Origin of the sequence: Acinetobacter dispersus (assembly GCF_009884975.1) — a bacterium.
Classification (GTDB): domain Bacteria; phylum Pseudomonadota; class Gammaproteobacteria; order Pseudomonadales; family Moraxellaceae; genus Acinetobacter; species Acinetobacter dispersus.
In genome coordinates, this window is record NZ_CP041970.1 from 396,435 (window position 1) to 417,373 (window position 20,939).

Here is a 20,939-nt window from a genome sequence, read left to right on the forward strand (position 1 = left end):
GAGGCCTGTGAGAAAAATAAAGAGCTTACAATTTAGATGTCACCTAAGCTCTTTTATCGATCAAAATTATATGTTCTTTTGTCTCAGTTAGATTAATTAATTGGATTAAGTCCTTTCACAATATCATTAAATTCAGAACCATTGAGCCAAAAAGATTTCTTTAAAAAAAGTGTGGTCATAATACTTTCTGCAGCTTCGCTATTTTGATTGTCACAAAATAGTCCGTAGCTATCACCTAACACAGTATTGTTCTCGATCAGGCGAATAAAGAAAGCATGTTGTTCGTCAGCATAACCAAGAATAGCATCACGTCGATTGTTCATTTTTCATGTCTCCACATCAAAAATATTTGAATAAAACCTAACTGCTGAGAGATCAAATAGATTAATGAATTAGATCAATGGCTTAACATTTTTGAACTGAATAAAATAAAATAAGTCATTAATTTAAAACAATAATTTTAGTTTGTCTTACATCCTTGTCTAAGTTAAACAAGCTAAAATCTGATCTATGGATTTATTGTTATGCAAAATTAATTGTACGTCAACTTGAATTTGTAACTTTTTCAAGTTAAATTAATTGAAAGTATTTTAAGCTTGGGTAGGGGGAAATTATGTCCAAAAAAACTGAATTTGAACATGGGGGGGCAAGAACCAATGCTGGGCGGAAGGCACAATTCAGTGAGCCGACCAAAGTCATTCGTGTTCCCGAATCTCAAGTTGATTTCATCAAAAATTGGTTACTGAATAATGTCAAAACGGGTACTCAAACTGATTTGACGACCTCAATGAAAATACAAAATGTCCAAGCTAAGAATGATCGACTTTATCACATTCCACTAGCAACGGAACGTGTTGCCGCTGGTTTTCCGTCGCCTGCCCAAGACCATGTTGAACAAGCTTTAGATTTAAATGAGTTTTTAATTCGTAACGAAAATTCTACTTTCATTGTGAAAGCAAATTCACTTTCGATGTTAGATGCGGGCATTGATATTGATGATCCTTTGGTGGTGGATCGCAGTCTTCCTGCCAAATCCGGGGATATAGTGATTGCCTTGATTGACAATGATTTTACCGTGAAGCGGTTAATGATTGATCATCATTTCAGTCCGCCTAAAGTGTGGCTAAAGGCAGAGAATCCTGACTACCAGAATATTTATATTAGCGAGGGACAAGAGTTACTGATCTGGGGCGTTGTGACTTATAACCTGAAACCGATGAGATAAGCCCATGAGCCTGCCACAACGTATTTTTGCTTTGATTGATGTAAATAACTGTTATGTCAGTTGTGAGCGCGTGTTTAATCCAAAGTTGGAAAATCGTCCTGTGGTGGTCCTATCCAATAACGATGGTTGTGTGGTTTCTCGTTCCTATGAGGCGAAACAGCTCGGTATTCGCATGGCGGTGCCTTTTTTTCAGATTGAAGAGATTATTCAACGGCATCAAGTCGAAGTTTTTTCAAGTAATTATGCCTTATATGCGGAAATGTCGCGTCGTTTCATGAATATATTGGGCAGCTTTGTCGATCCATGCGAGCAGGAAGTGTATTCGATTGATGAATGCTTTCTAGAGTTAACTGCCTACCACCAAAGTTATGATTTGACTGCGTATGCGCATCAGATTTTAGATACCGTCAAAAACTGGTTAGGCTTGCCGTGCTGTATCGGCATTGGTTATTCCAAGACTCAGGCAAAACTCGCCAATAATCTCGCCAAAACGCATGCCTGTTTTAATAGTGTCTGTAATATTGTTGCGGAAGATCCCTGCGTGATTGAAGATTTGTTGCAGCATATGCCCGTAGGGGAAGTGTGGGGTGTGGGTCGTAAGATTCGACAACGTTTGGAAAAAATGAATGTCTACTCAGTGATGGATTTGCTGCAAGCAGATGCGAAAATGATGGGAAAGTATTTTTCAGTGCTGATGGAAAATACCGTCAAAGAATTACAAGGTATGGCTTGCTTAGAACTTGAGGATGTTGTGACAGACCGTCAACAGGTGTTGAGTAGTCGTTCATTTGGACAGCCGATTCAGGAAAAAAGTGATTTAAGTGGCGCACTGACTGAATTTAGTTTACGTGCCATAGAGCGCTTACGCCATCAGAAATTATTATGTAAGGCGGTTGGGGTAAGTATTCGTACCAACCGCTTTAATAAGAACCAGTATTACCGACCTTATACAGTCGTGTATTTGCCTGACTACAGTGATGATCGTTTAGAGATTATCAAAGCGGTACAGCAGGGGCTTGATCGCATTTTTCAGGCTGGACATCGTTATAAAAAAGCGGAAGTGATCTTGTTAGACATCATTCCGCAGCATAGTCATGCTGTTGATTTATTTCACGATACTGATGAACTGATTGCTCGAAGAAATCTTTCAGTGGCTTTTGATGGCATAAATGAAAAGTTCGGACGGGACACCATGACGTTGGGGCGTTTAATCACCCCTCATGGGAGGGCATGGTGTATGACGCAAAATCATAAATCACCAAGTTATTTGACTAATTGGGATCAAGTTTTAAAGATCGGATAAGCTGGCTATTTACGGCTCATCATTACTAAACCCTTATTTACTCATTTTGAGCTGCATGATAAATCTTGGGTCAGCGCATTTTATTGAAGCGAAAAGTGTATTTGCTCCTATAGATTAATGTTTTATTATCAATGAATTGCTTCTATTTTTTAACTTCATCTGGATAAATGAATTTGCTATGGCGACCTCTGTTGAAAGAAATGTAAATATGGATCAGTTGACTCAGGCAGTTTCGCATTTTGCTGAGCAATCTGGTGATCACATTTCTGTGATTCCTCAACTTTCGTTTCACAGTCGAATGCATCCGACTGACAGTACGCATTGTATTTATAACTTGGGAATTGGCATTATTTTGCAGGGACAAAAACAAGTTGTAATTGGTGATCAAGTCTATCAATGCTTTGAAGGGCAAAGTATGTTGACCACCATCGATTTGCCTGTCACCTCGCATATCGTGCAAGCTTCGCCACAAAAACCATTTTTAGCGGTTTTATTATTGCTTGATTTACAAATGGTGAATCAGGTTGTGGCAGAAATGCCTACACAAAACAGCACGGCTGTAGAAGATATACATCATTCTTTTACGGTGGAAGCTGTTGATACACCTTTGATTGATGCTTTTTTAAGATTGATTAAGGTATTAGATGAACCGCTGATGTTGCCTCATTTAGCACCTTTGATTCAGAAAGAAATTATTGTCCGTGTACTAAATGGTCCGCATGGTACATATTTACGTCAGTTGGTGAAGTCGGGTTCGGCCAATCAAAAGATCCACCAAGTGGTGAATTGGTTAAAGCATAATTATGTGCAGCCAATGCGTATGGACGATCTAGCCAATCAAGCGTTTATGAGTCCATCGACATTTAGGCAACATTTCCGTGCCGTAACGGGGATGAGTCCGTTGCAATACCAAAAGCAGTTACGTTTACAAGAAGCACGGCATTTGATGTTTAACCAAAATGTTGATGCAGGGCGAGCAGCTGGTTTGGTGGGTTATGAAAGTGCATCTCAGTTTAGCCGTGAATATAGCCGTTTATTTGGTGAGTCTCCGCAACGCGACATCCAACGTATGCGACAAGGTTTATAAATTCGGAGTAATAGAAACGGCAAAATAGGCAAATAAGTGCTTAGTTTAGGCAACTGAGAAAAAGTGCATCCCATATACTTTTTATGAGAAGAGAAGTTTATTTTGTGGGATGTTTCTATGTCTAAAAAAAATGTTGCGTTATTTCAATCATTCCAATTGGCTCAAGGCATTAACTTACGCAATCGAGTGATTATGGCTCCCATGACCACTTGGTCAAGTAATGACGACTATACCGTTTCAGAACAAGAGTTGGAGTATATACGCCATCGTGTACAAGGTGTTGGGCTAGTCATTACGGGATGTACGCATGTACAAGAAAACGGTATTGGTTTTAGCAATGAATTTGCAGCTTATGATGACCGTTTTACAGATAGTTTGGCAAAACTTGCGAAGGCTGCAAAAAGTGGTGGGGCACTTGCTATTTTGCAAATTTTTCATGCGGGCAATAAAGCTGTGCCGAGTTTAATCCCAAATAGTGACTTGGTTAGTGCAAGTGAGTTAAAGGCACCTGCAGGGCCATTTAATGATGGACAGTTACAAAGTCGTGCACTCTCCCATGAGGAAATCTTGGAAACGATTCGTGCCTTTGGAGAAACCACACGTCGTGCAATTGAAGCTGGGTTTGATGGTATTGAATTACATGGTGCGCATGGCTTTTTAATTCAAAACTTCTTCTCTCCCTTATTTAATCAGCGCAATGATCAATGGGGTGGTTCACTCGAAAAACGCATGCAATTTCCATTAGCTGTCGTGAAAGAAGTTAAACGCGTAATCCAAGCACATGCAAAACATCCATTTTTATTGGGTTACCGTATTTCGGTGGAAGAATATGATGCGGCTGGTCTGCGTATTGCGGATAGTTTGCAATTGATTGATCGTTTGATTAAGGAGCAGGTTGACTATCTGCATGTGTCATTGAGCAATGTCTTGAATGCCACCCCAGTGAATGATCCAGAACTTGGAGTCATTGCAAAAGTTGTTGCTGATTATGTCGCACATCGTGTACCTGTGATTGCGGCAGGACAGATCAATACACCCGAACAAGCCCAGCAGGCTTTAGATTTAGGTTTGTCATCTGTTGCCATTGGGAAAGCATTGATTATGAATCCAAATTGGGTTGAATTAGCCCAGAGTGGTCGTGGGGTTGAAATCAATTTACAGCTAGACCTCGAACAGGCTTCCGAGCTCAGTATTCCTCACAAGCTGCAAGATGTTATTAAGGCAACAACAGGTTGGTTCCCTGTTAAACAAGCTGAAAGTGTTTAATTCATTTGGTGTAATAAATGAAGAGGGATTGTAATGATTGAATATGAAGATACCCAAAAAATGACTGCATCATTGGTACAGACGGTTGATCATCTGATTCAAACTGATGGTGATCATGATACTGCAATCCCTTCTTTATCTCTACATCGCCGTTCAGCAGCCAGTGCGACATATTGTATCTATAACTTAGGGCTGGGGATTGTATTACAGGGTGAAAAGCAGATTATGATTGGGGATCAGATTTTGACCTATACCGCAGGTCAATCCATGTTGACCACAATCGATATTCCTGTGATTAGCCATACACGCCAAACTAGTCACCACCAGCCTTTTTTAGGTTTGATGTTGTTACTTGATGTGCCGATGATTACTGCCATGGTTGCCGAGATGGGGCAGATTCATTTGAAAGAAAAAGTTCAGCCCTCATTTGGTATTCAAACGATTGACTACACACTGCTTGAAGCAATTAGTCGATTGGTAAATTTACTGGATGAACCCGTGTTATTGCCACAGCTTGCGCCAATCTTGCAACAAGAGATCATGATTCGTTTATTGACTGGGCCGAATGGGGTATATCTGCGTCAATTGATTAAAACAGGTTCAGTCAGTCAAAAAATTGCGAAGGCTGTCGCTTGGTTAAAGCACAATTTCGTTCAGGCGATTCGTATGGATGACTTGGCTGAGCAGGTTTATATGAGCCCCTCAACCTTTAGGCAGCATTTCCGTGAAATTACGGGTATGAGCCCGTTGCAGTACCAAAAGCAACTTCGTTTACAGGAGGCTCGACATTTAATGTTGAATCAACACTTTGATGTCGGGCATGCCGCGGGCTTGGTTGGTTATGAAAGCGCATCACAATTTAGCCGTGAATACTCACGTTTATTTGGTACAGCACCACAACGTGATATTCAAGAATTACAACTCATTTAAATGTTTTATCTTTTATAAAGATTTAGCCTGATTCCTTATGGGGAGATAGGCTTTTTATTTTATATATAATTGAAAAATATTATTAAATTTTTAATAAATATGAATAAACAAAATAGGCAAAATTCCTGTTGGAATAGGCAATTCAATCACATTCGATCCTCCTATACTGAGTACATAGAAAGATAGAAATCCAAGCTGAAACGGATTGTCATTATGCATAATTTACGAGTGAGGTACTCAGTATGCAAACTGTGAAATATAAAAACCTAGCATGGGAGTCGGCAGCCAATATCCTGTTCCCAAATGATTTTGATAAAAGCAAAAAGTATCCTGCCATCGTCAGCGTTCATCCAATTGGAAGTTGTAAAGAACAAACTTCAGGCAATATTTATGGTCAAGCCTTAGCGGATGCAGGCTTTGTGGTACTGGTCATTGATGCATCATTCCAAGGTGAAAGTGGTGGTGAACCACGTTTTATCGAAAACCCATACCACCGTGTTGAAGATATTCGTTATGCCGTCGATTATTTAGTTACTCAAGATTTTGTCGATGAAAATCGTATTGGTGCTTTAGGTGTCTGTGGCGGTGGTGCTTATGTACTCAATACGGCGATGACCGAGAAACGGATTAAAGCCGTGACCTCAATTACTGGCGTCAACTTTGGCCGTATGACCCGTGAAGGTTATGGTGGCACAGGAGAAGCTTTGATTGAAGGGCTTGAGGCCATCGCACAACAACGTACTGCCGAAGCACGTGGTGCAGCATTGTTAGTGAATGATTTACTGCCACCATCCGTAGAGGAAGGTAAAAAAGCAGGAATTACCGATATTGATCCACTCGAAGCGACGGAATACTACAAAACTGCGCGTGGTCAGCAACCGAATGGCGCAACCAGTGCCTTATTCTCCCGCATGAGTGTGGCTTTGGGTTGGGATGCATTTCACTTGGCTGAAGTTCTATTAACACAACCGATCTTAGTGGTGATAGGTGACAAGCCCGGTGCATTCGGTGCTTATCGTGATGGTCATGAAATTGTACGTCGTGCCGCATCGAAGCATAAAGAATTATTGATATTAGAAAATACCTCGCATTACGAATTGTACGATCAACCTGAGCCTGTTGCTAGAGCACTGGCAAAAGTAATCCCATTTTTTAAAGCACATCTTTAAATTTGAAACACAAAAAATCTCAATAGAGGAATATGAAAATGTCAAAAGAAATCAGTATCCAAAATCATAATGGTCAAGGGATTACCCTTGCAGCAGTAATCAACTTCCCTGAAGGTTTTGATGAAAGTAAAACTTACCCTGCAGTGGTGGTGAGCCATCCAGGCGGTGGTGTTAAAGAGCAAACGGCTGGGTTATATGCGCGTAAGTTAGCTGAATATGGCTTTATCACGATTGCCTACGATGCTTCTTATCAAGGTGCGAGTACAGGTTTGCCTCGTCAGTTAGAAAACCCGTATGTTCGTACTGAAGATGTCAGTGCAGTGATTGACTATTTAACAACACTGCCTTATGTCGACAATAACCGTATTGGTGCGATGGGGATTTGTGCAGGTGCAGGTTATACCGCAAATGCCGCCATCAATGATCGTCGTATTAAAGCGGTGGGTATGGTGAGTGCAGTTAACATTGGTCAAATGTTCCGTAATGGCTGGGAGAACAATGTTAAAGATGCAGATGCGATCCCTTATATCCAAGCAGGTACAGATGCTCGAACTTCAGATGCCAGTGGTGCCGAGATCGCAACAATTCCACTTGCACCATTAAGAGAAGAAGATGCACCGAATGAAGAATTGCGTGAAGCATGGGAGTATTACCATACCCCACGTGCGGAACATCCAAATGCACCTGGTTTTGCTACTGCACGCAGTCTAACCCAGATCATTACTTATGATGCCTATAACAAAGCTGAAGCATTTTTTACTCAACCTTTATTGGCAATTGCAGGCAGTGTAGCGGGCAGTAAGTGGATGAGTGAGGACTTGATCAATCGTGCAGCAAGTACCGATAAGCAACTTTATGTTGTAGTCGGAGCTAACCATATGTCTCTCTACGACAAATTAAATTTTGTTGATGAAGCGGTTGCTCAATTGGTTCCATTCTTTAGCACAAAACTTTAATCACACTGTACTTAAAGTAACTCAACAGGTCACTTTAAAGTGGCCTGTTTTTTTTCGAGATGTTGGAGTACCACAATGAAACGTATTTGGTTTGTGACAGGTACAACACGCGGAATGGGTGTTGAAATTGTTAAAGCAGCGATTCAGCAAGGGGACTCGGTGATTGCGACAGGGAGAAGTTTAAGTAAACTCAAAGCGATTTATTCAAATTTACCGAGTGATCAGATTGAGTTGGTGGAGCTTGATATTCGTGATGAACAGCAGGTTAAAACTGCTGTAGAGATTGGACTAAAGCGTTTTGGACAGATTGATGTTCTAGTCAATAATGCTGGTTATCCATTGCTCGGACGTTTTGAAGAGGTGACCGCAGCACAAATTGAACAGCAGTTTGCCACCAATGTCTTTGGCACATCTAACGTACTCCGTAAGGTATTGCCGGTTATGCGTCAGCAACGTTCAGGTCATATCATCAATACCTCGTCAATTGCTGGAGTAAAAGCAGTTGCCAATGGGGTGTTTTATTCAGCTTCAAAGTTTGCAGTCGAAGCGATTAGTTTGGCTTTATTAGATGAGGTTGCACCTTTTGGGATTAAGGTTACTGCGATTGAGCCGGGCTTTTTCCGTACTGAATTTTTAAGTGAAAGTTCAACAGAATATGGGACGCAGCTACATAAAGATTACGAAGCATTGGGTAATACCAAGGCCTTGATGTCGGCTGCAGATGGACAGCAACAGGGCAGTCCTGCCAAATTGGCGCAAGTGGTGATGCAAGTGGCGGCGATGGACAATCCACCGAAACAGCTATTGATTGGCAATGATGCGATTGACTATGTGATGCCAACCTTGACGTCTCATTTAGATGAAATTAAGCAGCATGAAACTTTAACTCGAAGTACTGATTATTAATTCAATAGGTAAAACCTAAAATGAAAACAGCTTTAATTACAGGTGCAAGTGCGGGTATTGGTAAAGCACTTGCTTATCAATTCGCTCAACAAGGTTTCAATTTGATCTTAGTTGCACGTCGCAGTGAAGCTTTAGAGCAAATAAAGCAAGATTTAGAAAACCGTTATCCAATTCAAGTCGAAAATCAGATCTTTGATTTAGCCGTATCAGGGCAAACGGCTGCGTTATATGACACAGTCAAGCATCATAAAATTGATGTACTGATTAATAATGCCGGCTTTGGTGACTATGACTTAGCTTGGAATGCAGATCTAAGCAAAGTAATGAATATGGTGGATTTGAATGTTCGTGCATTAACAGACTTATCTTTGCGTTATATCAAAGACTATGTGGATGAAGATGCGGTATTAATCAATGTGTCATCTGTGGGGGGATACGCTGAAGTTGATGTAGCGATTCCTTATTGTGCCACTAAATTCTATGTCTCTTCATTCACAGAGGGTGTCGATTTTAGCCTGCGTACTCAAGGGAAAAAATTACGAGCTAAAGTACTTGCTCCTGCTGGAACGCAAAGTGAGTTTCATAACGTTGCCGCAGATGGTAGTGGGATTGACATCAATGAATTGTATAACGGTGCAGTGTTGATGACGGCTGAACAGCTTGCTGAAAGTACTTATCAGCTTTATTTAAGTGATAAAACCGTAGGGATAGTAAATCCTAACAATGAGTTCGAACTCAAAGATGCAATTTTCCCCCAGGTTGCTTTATTGTAAGAAGAAAGAGATCGCGGTATTGATATGAAGCAAAGGCTAAAGGAATTTAGCCTTTCTTTTTTTTAGGGGATATTTCGATTGCTTGATAGAGCTGGTGGTAAGTGCTGAATGAGTCGATCAATCGCCAAACGTGTTTTTAATGGCATATAAGACAAACTTGGCCAAACCACATGAATAGGGAAATCGACACTGGAAAACTCTGCCAAGACCTGAACTAAACTGCCATCATGCAATTCTTTGTGAATCAGCCAATCGGGAAGCCATGCAATTCCATGATGAGACAACACAGTATTTTTAATCGCTTGCATATCATTTAACATCAATTTTGCTTTGGGCTTGATCGCATAAAGCTGCTTGTTTTCATCTTGTAGTTGCCATTTTGGCAAATGCCCTGAAGAGGGAAAGGCAATCGTGATGTGTTGTTGTAGATCATCCAAGTCCTTCACTGGGCCTGATTTCTGGAGATATTCAGGGGTGGCACAGAGTAGCATCCGATGATCACCTAGCTTTCTCGCAATCAAATGATGGTTATCTGGTAAAGCACCGATACGAATGGCTAAATCAAAACCATCTTCGACCAAATCGACAGTTCGATCATTAAATGAAAGTTCCACCTGCAAATCAGCATGTTGCTGTGCGAGTTCTACCATTAGTGGGGCGATATAGAGTTGACCAAACAGAACAGGTGCCGAAATTCTTAATAAGCCTGTTGCACTGATTTTACCTTGCTCTAATAAGCTTTCAGCACTATGGATTTCAGCAATAGCACGCTGACTGTGTTCATAAAACAGCGTACCTTCCGCCGTTAAGCTGAGGGTTCGGGTAGTACGTTTAAATAAAGTCACACCTAAGCGTTGCTCTAAACGCGCAATACTTTTACTGACCGCTGAGCGGGTTAGATGCAGTTGTTCTGCGGCATTACTAAAGTTACCTGCCTCGACCACTGTCACAAATATTGAAATCGTACTGAGTTCAGTTTGCATTATTGTAGATATTTAGGAATCAATAAGTAGAAATATTATCACTACTGGTGATTTGGTTGTAGTAGTAACATGTCTCCATCAAGATATGGAGAACAAACATGGCGAAAGTGTTGGTGTTGAAATCAAGCATCATGGGTGATCAATCACAGACCAGCCGTTTGATCGATGTATTTTTACAACAACGTGCTGAAAAAGGCATACAGGATGAGGTAATCATCCGTGATTTAACTACACTTAACTTGCCTGTATTGGATGCGGAAATTTTCCATGCACTGCGTGGTGCAGCGCATGTTTCAGCACCGATTCAAAAAATTATTCAGTTATCAGATGAATTGATTGCAGAGCTTAAAGCAACAGATTTATTGCTGATTGGTGCACCAATGTACAACCTGAATGTGCCAACACAGTTGAAGAACTGGTTTGATTTGGTGGCACGTGCTCGTCATACCTTTCGATATACCGAAACCTATCCACAAGGCTTAGTTGAAGGCGTAAATGCAATCGTAATGAGCAGCCGTGGCGGTATTCATCTTGGACAGGTCACAGATGCAGTAACGCCTTATCTTCAGTCTGTTTTAGCATTGATGGGCATTCATGACGTTAAGTTTGTATATGCAGAAGGTTTAGACATGTCTGCTTTAAAGGTTGATGCGTTAAAACAGGCGCACCTAAAAGCACAACAGATTGCCATTTAACAATCTGAGACCCCTTACTGCCGACATTGGCAGAGTCGGACAATCAGGTGCCTGATTGTCCGATTTTTTCATATTTACATAAAATAGGGGCGATTTGCATCTGTATTGGGCTTGTTCACGCCTAAGTTATCCCGTGAGGCAAAGCTTGGTGTTTGTATGATTTTGACCACTAAGGCTGCGACACTTTTACGTGAAACAACCGTGCCTTTAAAGTCTTCATTACGCGCGGTGGTTTCATAATCAATTTCATCTTCATCCATGAGCCACGCAGCACGTAAAATACTATAATTCAGATCAGAAGCCTCTAATAAATCGGCTGCTTTACGGTATGGGCCAAGGTATTTGCCAATTTCATTCTGATTCCATTCACCAAATTTACCTTTGACTTCATCATAAATGCCTAAGGAATTAATCAAAATAATGCGCTGAACACCTGCACTGTGCATGGCTGAAATAATATTTTTTGTTTGTTGTTCTAATTCACCAGCAAGGTTGGCGTAAACAATATCTTGCCCTTGTACAGCCTGCTTTAATTGCTCCAGATTCAAAACATTAGCTTCGATGACTTTTGCATTGGCTGGCACATTAGTTCCTAATTTCTTTGCATCACGCACCAATAACGTTTGGGTCAGGTTAGGTTCATTTGCCAATATCTCGATGACCCATTGAGCAATTTGACCTGATGCACCAAGTACTAATACATTTTTCATTTTTAACGACCTTTGTTTAAGATTCATCATTTAAGAAAAGGCATGTGGATGTCATTTTCTTGATCTTTGATGATTTTATTTAAGCCTAAAAACACGAAACGAATTGACCTGAAATGCTCAGTTGTTTGCCTAATTTGATGAGCTTGTCGATTTTTGCAATATCCATAAAAAAGCCCCATCGAAATGAGGCTGATATAACAATCATGATTGAATTAGCGAATATTCTTCCACCACTGTTTAAAGGATTGGCGATCATTATCCAGTTCAACCAATTCACCAATCATTGGTGTAGCAAGACGATATTTCCTGCTTTGTGAATATTCGACAATACGGGTAATTGGCTCGTACCAAGCATGTTTAGCCAAACTGAATTTTGAATGATGTACGGGAATCATATTACGTGCCTTCAATTCCTCCGTGGCCTGAGCCACTTCATCTGGATGGCAATGCACTGAACGCCAAGCAGCATCATATTGCCCATTTTCCATCAAGGCCCAATCAAAGGGACCGTATTTCTGTCCAATCTCGACAAAGTGTTTGCCATAGCCACCATCACCTGTATAGAAAATCTTTTTATGTGGGGACTGAATTACAAAGGAAACCCAAAGGTTTTTACCGCCATCTAAAGCGCGGCGAGAGTCATGATGGGTAGTTTCAGTGATAATGGTGATCCCATCATCAAACTCGATTCTGTCACCCCAGTCTCTTTCAATCAGTTTCTCTTTGGGATAACCCCAATATTCAAAATGTTCACCTACACCTAGACCTGTAATTACATATTTGACTTTGTCTTTAAGTTTAAGTGTGGTTTCGTAATCCAGATGATCATAGTGGTCATGTGAAATCAGCAAATAATCAATGTCAGGTAAATCTTCAACCTTATAAATATCTGTCCCTTTATAGGCACGAGTACCCCAAGGGAAAGGGGACGCTTTGCCACTCATGACAGGGTCGATCAAGAATGTTTTACCATGCAGTTGCATAAATACAGAAGAATGACCAAACCAAATAATGACATCTTGTTTAGGATCAAGAGCGAGGAGATTGGTTTTAATGGAGGGAATTGGATCGATGGGGTTACGATGCGGAATGGTTTTGATAAAGGTTTTGTAGAGTTCTACCACAATATTTGAGCCTTCGCTCATGCCTGATTTTTCGATGAGATTACGGAATTGGCCTTGTCGATAATTGGGAGAACTCTCGATTAATTGTAGGCGTTGACCAGAAGGGATTTTACCAAATAGGGGTTGTTGGGCATACATGGCACTGCCAGCAATGAGCAGAACGACAGCGATAGCAAAAAGAATAAGCATAGAGAGCGTCAACCTTTTCATTTGAGCATTCGATACAACAGTAATAAAAAGTAAAAGCGACAAAATGATGAAATATTGTCTAAAAGTCGACGAATGAAAACTTGCCTATTGTTATTGAATATTTGCCTAAACTAACGAGAAATGTATTCTTAATTATGCAATTGGATTTGTATTGGCGTGATTGAGCAAAAGGAAGTCATTTAGGGGGACTTGGTTTATGCTAGACTATGCGATGTTACAGTATTGCAAATGACTGTGAATCAAGAGAATGAGTAGGTAAGATGATCGGGCAGCAGAGAAACATATTGGCAACTTTGGGAATCGATGTTTGGATTCCTAGAGAAGTGGTATGTCAAAAAAATACTGCACCGAACTTATGGCGAGATCAAGTGGTTGATGAGGTCTCACAATCGACAGTACTTGCATTAGATTCGGCACTGATTGTTGAAGAGACTCCAGTTACACCTGTACATACGCCGCCAATTACCGAAATTGAAATACCTCAACAGACGAAAGTTGTTGTAGAGCCTGTCGCTAAAGAAGCTGTCGTTGAAAAAGAACAGATTGTTATTACGGCTCAGATTCAGGCTCTTGAGTTGCAAATGTATGTTTTGGACAACTGTGCCATTTTATTAGAAAGTAGCCAGTTGAATGATGCAGAACAGCAATTATGGCAAAATATTCAAAAAGCAAGATTGGGTCAATACGCAGAGTTGAAATGGCCATTTCCCTTGGCCGCTTTTCAGGAAAGCAGAGGGCTGTCTTCGTATATTCAAGGTTTTATCGATGCCACTGCGACCAATAAGAAAATATTATGCTTAGGTCAACTGGACTTTATCCAGCATTCTAATATATTACATTTAGCGAGTTTAGAAGAAATGATTGCTCAACCGCTTTTGAAAAGACGGTTGTGGCAACTTATGCAATAAAGAACGGAATGTAATAATGAAGAAAGTCGTTGTATTCAGCCAAATAGATCAGGATGTTTTAGTAAAGTTACAGCAAGATTATCAGGTGGTGGTCCTTAACCCGAAGCTTGGTGATATCAACGAACAGATTCGAACTGAGGTGGTTGATGCTGATGCCATGATTGGCGCAGGGCGTTTACTGAATGAAAGCAATTTAGCTCCCGCACAAAAACTCAAAGTTATTTCTACGGTTTCCGTTGGCTACGACAACTACGATGTCGACTATCTCAATAAAAAGAAAATTTGGCTTGCCAATACCCCACATGTACTGACAGAAACGACCGCTGATCTTGCATTTACATTATTGCTCAGTGCAGCACGTAAAATTCCATCATTAGATGCATGGACCAAGCAGGGTCAATGGAAACGAACCGTTTCAACTGAACAATTCGGTGTTGATGTGTTCGGGAAAACCTTGGGCATTATTGGCTTGGGTAATATTGGAGCTGCCATTGCCCGTCGCGGTTTCTATGGTTTCAATATGAATATTTTGTACCATAATCGCCGTGAAAAGATCGAAATTGCACAGGCATTTAATGCGCAATATCGTGACTTAGATCAGTTGTTACAACAGTCTGATTTCATTGTGGTTGCGGTTGATTTAAATACTGAATCTAAGGCGCTGATTGGTGCAGAGCAGTTTAATTTAATGCAGAAACATGCAGTGTTTGTGAATATTGCTCGCGGTTCGGTGGTGGATGAAGACGCACTGATTCAAGCCTTACAGCAAAACAAAATCTTTGCAGCTGGTCTAGATGTTTATACCAAAGAACCTTTGCAAAGCTCTCCTTTATTCGAATTAGCAAATGCAGTGACAGTACCGCATCTGGGCTCTGCAACAGCAGAAACACGCAAAAAAATGGTTGATCTGGCTTATCAGAATCTGATTGATGCATTGGAAGATCGTACACCTCGCTATTTGGTGAATCCAAAGTTCGAATAATTGCTTACAATGCAGACAACTTGATTGCTGCATTATTGTGCGGCTCCATCTTTTTAAGTTGATTAATATTGGTACACTTGCGCCCTTTGTGATTTCGTGTCGGGGTGTCTGTGTTCGAGAAATTAGCTGAACAAAGTTTGGGCTTAATGGGTTGGGAAATCGACAATCATTGGGATTTAAACATTGACCAATGTGTCATGATTGCTGCCCCGCATACCAGCAACTGGGATGCTTTATATGCGCGTTTGGCGTTAAAAGCGTTGGGCGTTAATGTACGCTTGACCATTAAAGACAGCTATATGAAATTTCCATTTGGGCCATTTGTTCGTGCAATTGGCGGCATCGGGATTGATCGTACTGTCAAACAAGAAGGGCAAGCGCGACCAAGTATGGTCCAGCTGATGAGTGACCTGTTCAAAACTCATCCTAAGTTAGTCATGCTTGTGACTCCAGAAGGGACGCGTGCTAAACAAGAGCAATGGAAAACAGGTTTTTATCACGTTGCAATAACAGCGGGTGTGCCGATTGCACTTGCGTATATGGATTATGCCAAGAAAAAAACGGGTGTAGGAAAAATTGTTTACCCTACAGGTGATTATGAAAAAGATATGACTGAAATTATGTCTTTTTATGCAAACATCAATGCCAAATTCCCAGAAAAATTTAGTGTAGATCAACGTTACGTTGCGGCAGAGTAATCCGGCTGATTTCAAAAATCATAAGATAAGGCAGGATTTCTCTGCCTTTTATAACACTTTGTTGCAAATTTCTCCTATTTTCGATGCTATATTAAATTTCTTTATTAAAATCATAGAGAAACCACTTGAGATCGTTGCTGCTCACCTGTGGCTTATTGGCCACAACTCAATTGAGTCACACTGAGGTCTTTTTACCTTCCCATACGGCTGGGCAAACAGAAGTGCCTGAAATTGGCAGCGGTATAGGTTTACTTGATCAACAAAAAGAAAAATTCATTGGTGAAAAAGTCTATCGTGAAGTACATCGGCAAATGCCCACAGTGCAAGATGCATGGTTGGAAGGTCAGTTTTTTCAAGTATTTTCAGGCATTCTCAGCCAGACTCAACTGGGTCAACCGATTGGCTTGGTGATTATCAAAGATCCTCAAATTAATGCCTTTGCTGTTCCTGGTGGTCTATTTGCATTGAATACGGGTTTGATTACTTCAGCTAAGAATCTGGATGAGATTGCTGGTGTCATGGCGCATGAGATTGCACACGTATCACAGCGTCACTATAGCCGCTCTCAAGAAGCATTTAAGGGTCAGGGCTTGCTTGCATTAGCGGGAATTCTTGTTGGCGCAGCTATTGCATCTCAAGCCGACGGCAATGCGGGTGCAGCCGTAATGATGGGTACTCAAGCCGCATTGATGGATAAGCAGTTGAGTTATAGTCGTAATCAGGAACGTGAAGCGGATCGTATCGGTATGCAGTTTATGTCTGCGGCAGGTTATAACCCACAAAGTATGGCAGATTACTTCGAAACCATGCATCGAGCGACCAGCCGAGTTAGTTTTTTACCTGATTTTTGGTTTACTCATCCACTAACAACAGAACGTATGAGTGAAGCACGTCTGCGCGCCAATCAACTTCCTAAAGTAAAGTCTAAAATTTATGATCTTGATTTTGAAATTCTAAAGCTTTACACCTTGGTGGTGTCGAATCAGGCGACTGAAATTCAATTACAGTCACTGGCAAATCAGAAAAATACAGCTGCACAATTAGCACTGAGCAAGTTTTATCTGGAGCAGGGCGATTATGCACAAGCTCAGGCCAATTTAGATTTGGTGAAGACTAAACTTCAGAATCATGTACTTGTACCGCTGATTCAAACCGATATCTATTTAGGTCAAAATAAATTGGATCAGGCTTTTAATAGTATTAATCCAATTCAAAAAACCATGCCTGAGAATCGAGCTTTATCTTATAAATTGGCAGAGGTGCTGATTCGACAAAAGCAAGTTGCACAGGCACAAACATTGGTGCAACGTTTTATTCATAAAAACCAACGTGATATTGAGGGTTGGCAATTGTTGCAACAGGCAACCAATTTAGATAAAAGTTCACCTTTGCAAGCCGTTAATGTATTGGGTTATCGGGCAGAGGCCGAATATTGGTCAGGCTATGAAGAAAATGCGATTAAGTCGATGTTACATGCGCAACGTCTGGCAAAAGGCAATGTCGCGATGTCGGCTAAGATTGACGCTCGGTTAAAACAAATGCAAGATGAGCGACGTATGAGGCTTTAGATAATCATTAAAACAATTAAAGGAAAGACACATGGTTAAAGGACAATGTTTGTGTGGAGTAGTGCAGTATCAATATCATGGGGAAATTGAAAACAGTATTTTATGTTACTGCACTGATTGCCAACAAGCACAAGGTTCTATCGCGGGTTGGAATAGCCCAATTGATCAAACTCAATTTGAGCTTATTTCTGGGCAAGAGCAACTGAAAGAATATTTTCATACCCCGAATAAGGCACGGGTATTTTGTCAAAACTGTGCCAGTCCACTTTATTCCTATCGTACGGATTTACTCAATATTATTCGTTTACGTCTGGGTACGGTAACAGAAGGGAATATACCAGCTCCGACAGAAGAATTTTTTCTGGAGCATAAACCAAATTTTATTGAATTGAGATAAGATGGCGTGCGTAAGCAAGAGCTGAGAAGTTAAAAGATTTATGAACAAAATTTTAGTTTTTATTTTTGCGATAAGCAGTGTGGGGATCAGCTCAGCGGCTTCCGTTGAACAATATGTAAACTCGGTGGATAAAATTCGTGGCGTCTATGCGCAAGATATTCGTAGCTTTTTGCGGAGTCTGAATCCACAAACCTCACAGTTTACACCTGAGCAGCAAGCGAAATATTGTCAAATTAATCAGCGCTATATTCAAGATATGTCTGATGCGATTGAGCAAAACCGCTCATCATTACCGCAACAGTATGCAGGTATGACCAAGCAAGATTTGATTAAACAGGTGTCTGAATCGAAAGAGATGCAAATGCTTTCGAAATATAATGTTCAGTGTGATTTTAAATAAAAGAAAGACTTTGGGTTCATTGTAGAAATGAATCCAATTTTTTAATGCAGTTGAATATATAAAGGAGAGTTAAGCAGATTAGCTTAATTTTGCTTTAATTTTGGCAGATACTTGTGCAGGATCGGCACGCCCGGCTATGATCGGACGTAGAGAATTCATCACCTTACCCATATCTTTCATGCTAGTAGCTTCTTGAGCAGCAATCGTTTGCTCAATGATGGAATCAAGTTCTTCCTCAGTCATAGCTGCTGGTAGAAATTGAGAAATAACCTCAACTTCGGCTTGTTCCTTACTAGCTAAATCATCTCGACCAGCGCCAGAAAAGGCCTTGATCGATTCTTTACGTTGTTTAATTTGCTTTTCAATGACCGCAAGAACCTGAGCATCGTCAAGCTCAATGCGCTCATCGACTTCGATTTGCTTAATTGCTGCCTGTACACCACGAATAACCGTTACTGTTGCCATATCTTTGGCACGCATTGAATTTTTTAACACGTCAGTAATTTGGTTTTTTAAAGTATTCATAGTCTCTTCAGCAGTCAATCACAAATTAATTAGTAAAGGCGAGTAGTACGTACAGATTCGCGAGTCAATTTCTTTTGATAACGCTTAACTGCAGCAGCTTTTTTACGCTTACGTTCTTGAGTTGGTTTCTCATAGAATTCGCGCTTACGAACGTCAGCTAAAACACCAGCTTTTTCGCATGAACGTTTGAAACGACGGATAGCTACGTCTACTGGTTCGCCTTCTTTCAACTTAACTTGTGGCATGTAAAATCCTCTAAGATGATGGATATGATCTAACGCACTATTGCACTAGATCGCAAGTGAAGGTCAGTATTTTACTCATTTACAACTCAGATCACAAGTCTATAATAGCTCGGATATTATTTTTGATCGTTGTAAAGGCAGTTTAATGATTGTTTTGGGCTTAGAAACTTCGTGTGATGAAACTGGGTTAGCACTCTATGATAGCGAGCTCGGCTTACGTGGACAGGTTTTGTATAGCCAAATTAAACTGCATGCAGAATATGGTGGTGTTGTACCAGAATTGGCTTCACGTGACCATGTTCGAAAAATGATTCCTTTAATTAATCAGTTGCTTGAGCAAAGTGGTGTCAAGAAACAAGAGATTGATGCAGTTGCTTATACTCGTGGACCTGGTTTAATGGGTGCACTGATGACAGGTGCATTGTTTGGTCGTACCTTGGCATTTGCATTGAATAAGCCTGCAATTGGTGTGCATCATATGGAAGGTCATATGCTTGCACCATTACTTTCGGAAACTCCACCGGAATTTCCGTTTGTAGCGTTACTGGTTTCTGGTGGACATAGCCAATTAATGGCAGCTTACGGTATTGGTCAATATGAACTACTGGGTGAGTCGATTGATGATGCTGCAGGTGAAGCCTTTGATAAAGTCGCAAAAATGATGAAATTGCCTTACCCGGGCGGTCCAAATATTGCGAAGTTAGCCTTGCAAGGTGACCCGCAAGCGTTTGAATTTCCGCGCCCGATGTTGCATCAAGGTTTAAACTTCTCATTTAGTGGTTTGAAAACTGCTGTTTCAGTACAGTTGAAAAAGTTGGGTGAAGAAAATCGAGATGCTGATGTGGCAGCGTCTTTTCAAGAAGCGATTGTGGATACATTGGTTAAAAAATCCGTGAAAGCTTTAAAACAAACAGGTCTAAAACGTTTAGTGATTGCAGGTGGGGTGAGTGCCAATCTGCGTTTGCGTGAACAATTAGAAACGTCATTGGCAAAGATCAAAGCTCAAGTTTATTACGCTGAACCAGCTTTATGTACAGATAATGGTGCCATGATTGCTTTTGCTGGATATCAGCGTTTAAAAGCAGGACAACAGGATAATTTGGCTGTGACAACCACACCGAGATGGCCAATGACTGAGTTACAACCGACCTAAGATATCACTCGTAATTTTGTTTGGATGCTATGCTTAAAGCCAATCCTCATTATTATTTTATTTAAAAATCAGATCATTCATTTTTATGCAGGCTGCGGTGACAGTTTAGAGTCACTGCTATCTTGTTAAATTATTTATTTTTGGTGAGCTAAAACTCATCGTGGAGTATAGACGTTGAAAATTTCTTATATTTTTACATGTGGCCGATTAGAGTCTTTATTTAAGATTCTCTGCCTCACTCAACAAGGTGAGAAAAAGGTCGAGTCAAAAGAAAAAGTAGTTGAACAATATAGAAAAGACATCGCTTTAGGACGTCCTTTTGAAGAAACTGAACTTTATCAAATAATTGAGAAAAGTGAAGAAAAAATTGTCATTAATCGCTTGAGTAATATTCTTCGAGAAAAACCTACTCAGCAGAAGAGTAGCTATGATGCAGATGAATATAAGACAGGTGCATGGTCTGAGTTTAATGATTATAAGCTGGCAGTTCGATTCTCAAATGCGAAAACCGAGTTAAGTGAAAAGCACTTTGCGAAAACTGGTGAATACATGACCAGTCGTGGTGTCGCAAAATTGACGGGTTTTAATCCAAGCAATATTAAGAATATGTTGCAGCATAAAAGAAGTGTTGTGAAAAAAATGCTCGCGACATTAGAGAAGTTAGCAAAAGAGTATTGATATTTAAGCTCTAGACGCGATGCAGAGAAAATTTTTCTGCGTCGCTAA

24 protein-coding genes are annotated in these 20,939 nt (G+C 40.5%); 18 read left to right on the forward strand and 6 right to left on the reverse strand.

The features are described from left to right. Positions 1 to 92: 92 nt before the first annotated feature. On the reverse strand, positions 93 to 323 hold the full coding sequence (locus tag FPL17_RS01635) for a hypothetical protein (protein ID WP_005183397.1): 231 nt from the start codon (positions 321 to 323) through the stop codon (positions 93 to 95). 290 nt (positions 324 to 613) lie between these two features. On the opposite strand from FPL17_RS01635, the gene FPL17_RS01640 reads away from it, so the two are divergent. The 9 genes from FPL17_RS01640 to FPL17_RS01680 all read left to right on the forward strand — a co-directional run bounded on the left by FPL17_RS01640 (position 614) and on the right by FPL17_RS01680 (position 9,615). Then, the gene (locus tag FPL17_RS01640; RefSeq protein ID WP_159882750.1) at positions 614 to 1,225 is read left to right on the forward strand and encodes a LexA family protein; all 612 of its coding nucleotides are present in this window, start codon (positions 614 to 616) and stop codon (positions 1,223 to 1,225) included. 4 nt (positions 1,226 to 1,229) lie between these two features. Continuing rightward, positions 1,230 to 2,528, forward strand: a complete 1,299-nt coding sequence (locus tag FPL17_RS01645; protein WP_159882752.1) for a Y-family DNA polymerase — start codon at positions 1,230 to 1,232, stop codon at positions 2,526 to 2,528. A 178-nt stretch (positions 2,529 to 2,706) separates the two neighbouring features. Next, entirely contained in the window at positions 2,707 to 3,615 is a 909-nt protein-coding gene (locus FPL17_RS01650; protein WP_159882754.1) for an AraC family transcriptional regulator, read from the forward strand. 117 nt (positions 3,616 to 3,732) lie between these two features. Then, positions 3,733 to 4,881 (forward strand): NADH-dependent flavin oxidoreductase, encoded by a 1,149-nt coding sequence (locus tag FPL17_RS01655; protein ID WP_159882756.1) that lies wholly within the window; start codon positions 3,733 to 3,735, stop codon positions 4,879 to 4,881. 33 nt (positions 4,882 to 4,914) lie between these two features. Further along, positions 4,915 to 5,811: an AraC family transcriptional regulator gene (locus FPL17_RS01660; protein ID WP_159882758.1), complete on the forward strand. Its 897-nt coding sequence runs from the start codon at positions 4,915 to 4,917 to the stop codon at positions 5,809 to 5,811. A 242-nt stretch (positions 5,812 to 6,053) separates the two neighbouring features. Beyond that, the gene (locus FPL17_RS01665; protein WP_159882760.1) at positions 6,054 to 6,980 is read left to right on the forward strand and encodes an alpha/beta hydrolase; all 927 of its coding nucleotides are present in this window, start codon (positions 6,054 to 6,056) and stop codon (positions 6,978 to 6,980) included. Positions 6,981 to 7,018: 38 nt separating this feature from the next. After that, on the forward strand, positions 7,019 to 7,936 hold the full coding sequence (locus FPL17_RS01670) for an alpha/beta hydrolase (protein WP_159882762.1): 918 nt from the start codon (positions 7,019 to 7,021) through the stop codon (positions 7,934 to 7,936). A gap of 75 nt (positions 7,937 to 8,011) precedes the next feature. Then, complete coding sequence (locus tag FPL17_RS01675) at positions 8,012 to 8,842, forward strand: SDR family NAD(P)-dependent oxidoreductase (RefSeq protein ID WP_159882764.1); 831 nt, start codon at positions 8,012 to 8,014, stop codon at positions 8,840 to 8,842. Positions 8,843 to 8,862: 20 nt separating this feature from the next. Then, positions 8,863 to 9,615: an SDR family NAD(P)-dependent oxidoreductase gene (locus FPL17_RS01680; protein WP_159882766.1), complete on the forward strand. Its 753-nt coding sequence runs from the start codon at positions 8,863 to 8,865 to the stop codon at positions 9,613 to 9,615. Positions 9,616 to 9,677: 62 nt separating this feature from the next. Here FPL17_RS01680 and FPL17_RS01685 read toward each other — a convergent pair whose 3' ends face one another. Continuing rightward, positions 9,678 to 10,598 carry a LysR family transcriptional regulator gene (locus tag FPL17_RS01685; protein ID WP_159882768.1) on the reverse strand — a complete coding sequence of 307 codons (921 nt, stop codon included), beginning with the start codon at positions 10,596 to 10,598 and terminating at the stop codon, positions 9,678 to 9,680. 98 nt (positions 10,599 to 10,696) lie between these two features. Here FPL17_RS01685 and FPL17_RS01690 point away from each other — a divergent pair, with 98 nt between their 5' ends. Continuing rightward, a complete protein-coding gene (locus FPL17_RS01690; protein WP_159882770.1) occupies positions 10,697 to 11,293 on the forward strand; it encodes an FMN-dependent NADH-azoreductase in 597 nt (198 codons plus the stop codon). A 74-nt stretch (positions 11,294 to 11,367) separates the two neighbouring features. Here FPL17_RS01690 and FPL17_RS01695 read toward each other — a convergent pair whose 3' ends face one another. Both FPL17_RS01695 and FPL17_RS01700 read right to left on the reverse strand, forming a co-directional pair. Next, positions 11,368 to 12,003: an SDR family oxidoreductase gene (locus tag FPL17_RS01695; RefSeq protein ID WP_159882772.1), complete on the reverse strand. Its 636-nt coding sequence runs from the start codon at positions 12,001 to 12,003 to the stop codon at positions 11,368 to 11,370. A gap of 212 nt (positions 12,004 to 12,215) precedes the next feature. Next, positions 12,216 to 13,316, reverse strand: a complete 1,101-nt coding sequence (locus FPL17_RS01700) for an MBL fold metallo-hydrolase (protein WP_159882774.1) — start codon at positions 13,314 to 13,316, stop codon at positions 12,216 to 12,218. A 281-nt stretch (positions 13,317 to 13,597) separates the two neighbouring features. Between FPL17_RS01700 and FPL17_RS01705 the strand changes: the two genes are divergently transcribed. From FPL17_RS01705 to FPL17_RS01730, 6 genes are all read left to right on the forward strand, one after another. After that, a complete protein-coding gene (locus tag FPL17_RS01705; RefSeq protein ID WP_159882776.1) occupies positions 13,598 to 14,245 on the forward strand; it encodes a hypothetical protein in 648 nt (215 codons plus the stop codon). Positions 14,246 to 14,261: 16 nt separating this feature from the next. Beyond that, positions 14,262 to 15,227: a 2-hydroxyacid dehydrogenase gene (locus FPL17_RS01710; RefSeq protein WP_005213362.1), complete on the forward strand. Its 966-nt coding sequence runs from the start codon at positions 14,262 to 14,264 to the stop codon at positions 15,225 to 15,227. A 110-nt stretch (positions 15,228 to 15,337) separates the two neighbouring features. Further along, on the forward strand, positions 15,338 to 15,925 hold the full coding sequence (locus FPL17_RS01715; RefSeq protein ID WP_159882778.1) for a 1-acyl-sn-glycerol-3-phosphate acyltransferase: 588 nt from the start codon (positions 15,338 to 15,340) through the stop codon (positions 15,923 to 15,925). 155 nt (positions 15,926 to 16,080) lie between these two features. Then, the gene (locus tag FPL17_RS01720) at positions 16,081 to 17,493 is read left to right on the forward strand and encodes a M48 family metalloprotease (protein WP_392390091.1); all 1,413 of its coding nucleotides are present in this window, start codon (positions 16,081 to 16,083) and stop codon (positions 17,491 to 17,493) included. A gap of 31 nt (positions 17,494 to 17,524) precedes the next feature. Next, positions 17,525 to 17,890: a GFA family protein gene (locus FPL17_RS01725; RefSeq protein WP_159882782.1), complete on the forward strand. Its 366-nt coding sequence runs from the start codon at positions 17,525 to 17,527 to the stop codon at positions 17,888 to 17,890. Between the two features lie 40 nt (positions 17,891 to 17,930). Further along, positions 17,931 to 18,290 (forward strand): hypothetical protein, encoded by a 360-nt coding sequence (locus FPL17_RS01730; RefSeq protein ID WP_151716675.1) that lies wholly within the window; start codon positions 17,931 to 17,933, stop codon positions 18,288 to 18,290. A 78-nt stretch (positions 18,291 to 18,368) separates the two neighbouring features. Here FPL17_RS01730 and FPL17_RS01735 read toward each other — a convergent pair whose 3' ends face one another. Further along, positions 18,369 to 18,815, reverse strand: a complete 447-nt coding sequence (locus tag FPL17_RS01735; RefSeq protein WP_004808327.1) for a GatB/YqeY domain-containing protein — start codon at positions 18,813 to 18,815, stop codon at positions 18,369 to 18,371. Positions 18,816 to 18,844: 29 nt separating this feature from the next. Next, the gene (gene rpsU, locus FPL17_RS01740; RefSeq protein WP_004652785.1) at positions 18,845 to 19,060 is read right to left on the reverse strand and encodes a 30S ribosomal protein S21; all 216 of its coding nucleotides are present in this window, start codon (positions 19,058 to 19,060) and stop codon (positions 18,845 to 18,847) included. Positions 19,061 to 19,205: 145 nt separating this feature from the next. Here rpsU and tsaD point away from each other — a divergent pair, with 145 nt between their 5' ends. Next, entirely contained in the window at positions 19,206 to 20,213 is a 1,008-nt protein-coding gene (gene tsaD / locus FPL17_RS01745; RefSeq protein WP_159882784.1) for a tRNA (adenosine(37)-N6)-threonylcarbamoyltransferase complex transferase subunit TsaD, read from the forward strand. A gap of 174 nt (positions 20,214 to 20,387) precedes the next feature. After that, on the forward strand, positions 20,388 to 20,891 hold the full coding sequence (locus tag FPL17_RS01750; protein ID WP_005183352.1) for a hypothetical protein: 504 nt from the start codon (positions 20,388 to 20,390) through the stop codon (positions 20,889 to 20,891). The last annotated feature ends 48 nt before the right edge of the window (positions 20,892 to 20,939 follow it).

What these genes read in the sequence shown, in the direction of transcription:
- FPL17_RS01635 (WP_005183397.1), bottom strand. Translation starts at nt 323, where the DNA reads ATGAACAATCGACGTGATGCTATTCTTGGTTATGCTGACGAACAACAT.
- FPL17_RS01640 (WP_159882750.1), top strand. Translation starts at nt 614, where the DNA reads ATGTCCAAAAAAACTGAATTTGAACATGGGGGGGCAAGAACCAATGCT.
- FPL17_RS01645 (WP_159882752.1), top strand. Translation starts at nt 1,230, where the DNA reads ATGAGCCTGCCACAACGTATTTTTGCTTTGATTGATGTAAATAACTGT.
- FPL17_RS01650 (WP_159882754.1), top strand. Translation starts at nt 2,707, where the DNA reads ATGGCGACCTCTGTTGAAAGAAATGTAAATATGGATCAGTTGACTCAG.
- FPL17_RS01655 (WP_159882756.1), top strand. Translation starts at nt 3,733, where the DNA reads ATGTCTAAAAAAAATGTTGCGTTATTTCAATCATTCCAATTGGCTCAA.
- FPL17_RS01660 (WP_159882758.1), top strand. Translation starts at nt 4,915, where the DNA reads ATGATTGAATATGAAGATACCCAAAAAATGACTGCATCATTGGTACAG.
- FPL17_RS01665 (WP_159882760.1), top strand. Translation starts at nt 6,054, where the DNA reads ATGCAAACTGTGAAATATAAAAACCTAGCATGGGAGTCGGCAGCCAAT.
- FPL17_RS01670 (WP_159882762.1), top strand. Translation starts at nt 7,019, where the DNA reads ATGTCAAAAGAAATCAGTATCCAAAATCATAATGGTCAAGGGATTACC.
- FPL17_RS01675 (WP_159882764.1), top strand. Translation starts at nt 8,012, where the DNA reads ATGAAACGTATTTGGTTTGTGACAGGTACAACACGCGGAATGGGTGTT.
- FPL17_RS01680 (WP_159882766.1), top strand. Translation starts at nt 8,863, where the DNA reads ATGAAAACAGCTTTAATTACAGGTGCAAGTGCGGGTATTGGTAAAGCA.
- FPL17_RS01685 (WP_159882768.1), bottom strand. Translation starts at nt 10,598, where the DNA reads ATGCAAACTGAACTCAGTACGATTTCAATATTTGTGACAGTGGTCGAG.
- FPL17_RS01690 (WP_159882770.1), top strand. Translation starts at nt 10,697, where the DNA reads ATGGCGAAAGTGTTGGTGTTGAAATCAAGCATCATGGGTGATCAATCA.
- FPL17_RS01695 (WP_159882772.1), bottom strand. Translation starts at nt 12,003, where the DNA reads ATGAAAAATGTATTAGTACTTGGTGCATCAGGTCAAATTGCTCAATGG.
- FPL17_RS01700 (WP_159882774.1), bottom strand. Translation starts at nt 13,316, where the DNA reads ATGCTTATTCTTTTTGCTATCGCTGTCGTTCTGCTCATTGCTGGCAGT.
- FPL17_RS01705 (WP_159882776.1), top strand. Translation starts at nt 13,598, where the DNA reads ATGATCGGGCAGCAGAGAAACATATTGGCAACTTTGGGAATCGATGTT.
- FPL17_RS01710 (WP_005213362.1), top strand. Translation starts at nt 14,262, where the DNA reads ATGAAGAAAGTCGTTGTATTCAGCCAAATAGATCAGGATGTTTTAGTA.
- FPL17_RS01725 (WP_159882782.1), top strand. Translation starts at nt 17,525, where the DNA reads ATGGTTAAAGGACAATGTTTGTGTGGAGTAGTGCAGTATCAATATCAT.
- FPL17_RS01730 (WP_151716675.1), top strand. Translation starts at nt 17,931, where the DNA reads ATGAACAAAATTTTAGTTTTTATTTTTGCGATAAGCAGTGTGGGGATC.
- FPL17_RS01735 (WP_004808327.1), bottom strand. Translation starts at nt 18,815, where the DNA reads ATGAATACTTTAAAAAACCAAATTACTGACGTGTTAAAAAATTCAATG.
- rpsU (WP_004652785.1), bottom strand. Translation starts at nt 19,060, where the DNA reads ATGCCACAAGTTAAGTTGAAAGAAGGCGAACCAGTAGACGTAGCTATC.
- tsaD (WP_159882784.1), top strand. Translation starts at nt 19,206, where the DNA reads ATGATTGTTTTGGGCTTAGAAACTTCGTGTGATGAAACTGGGTTAGCA.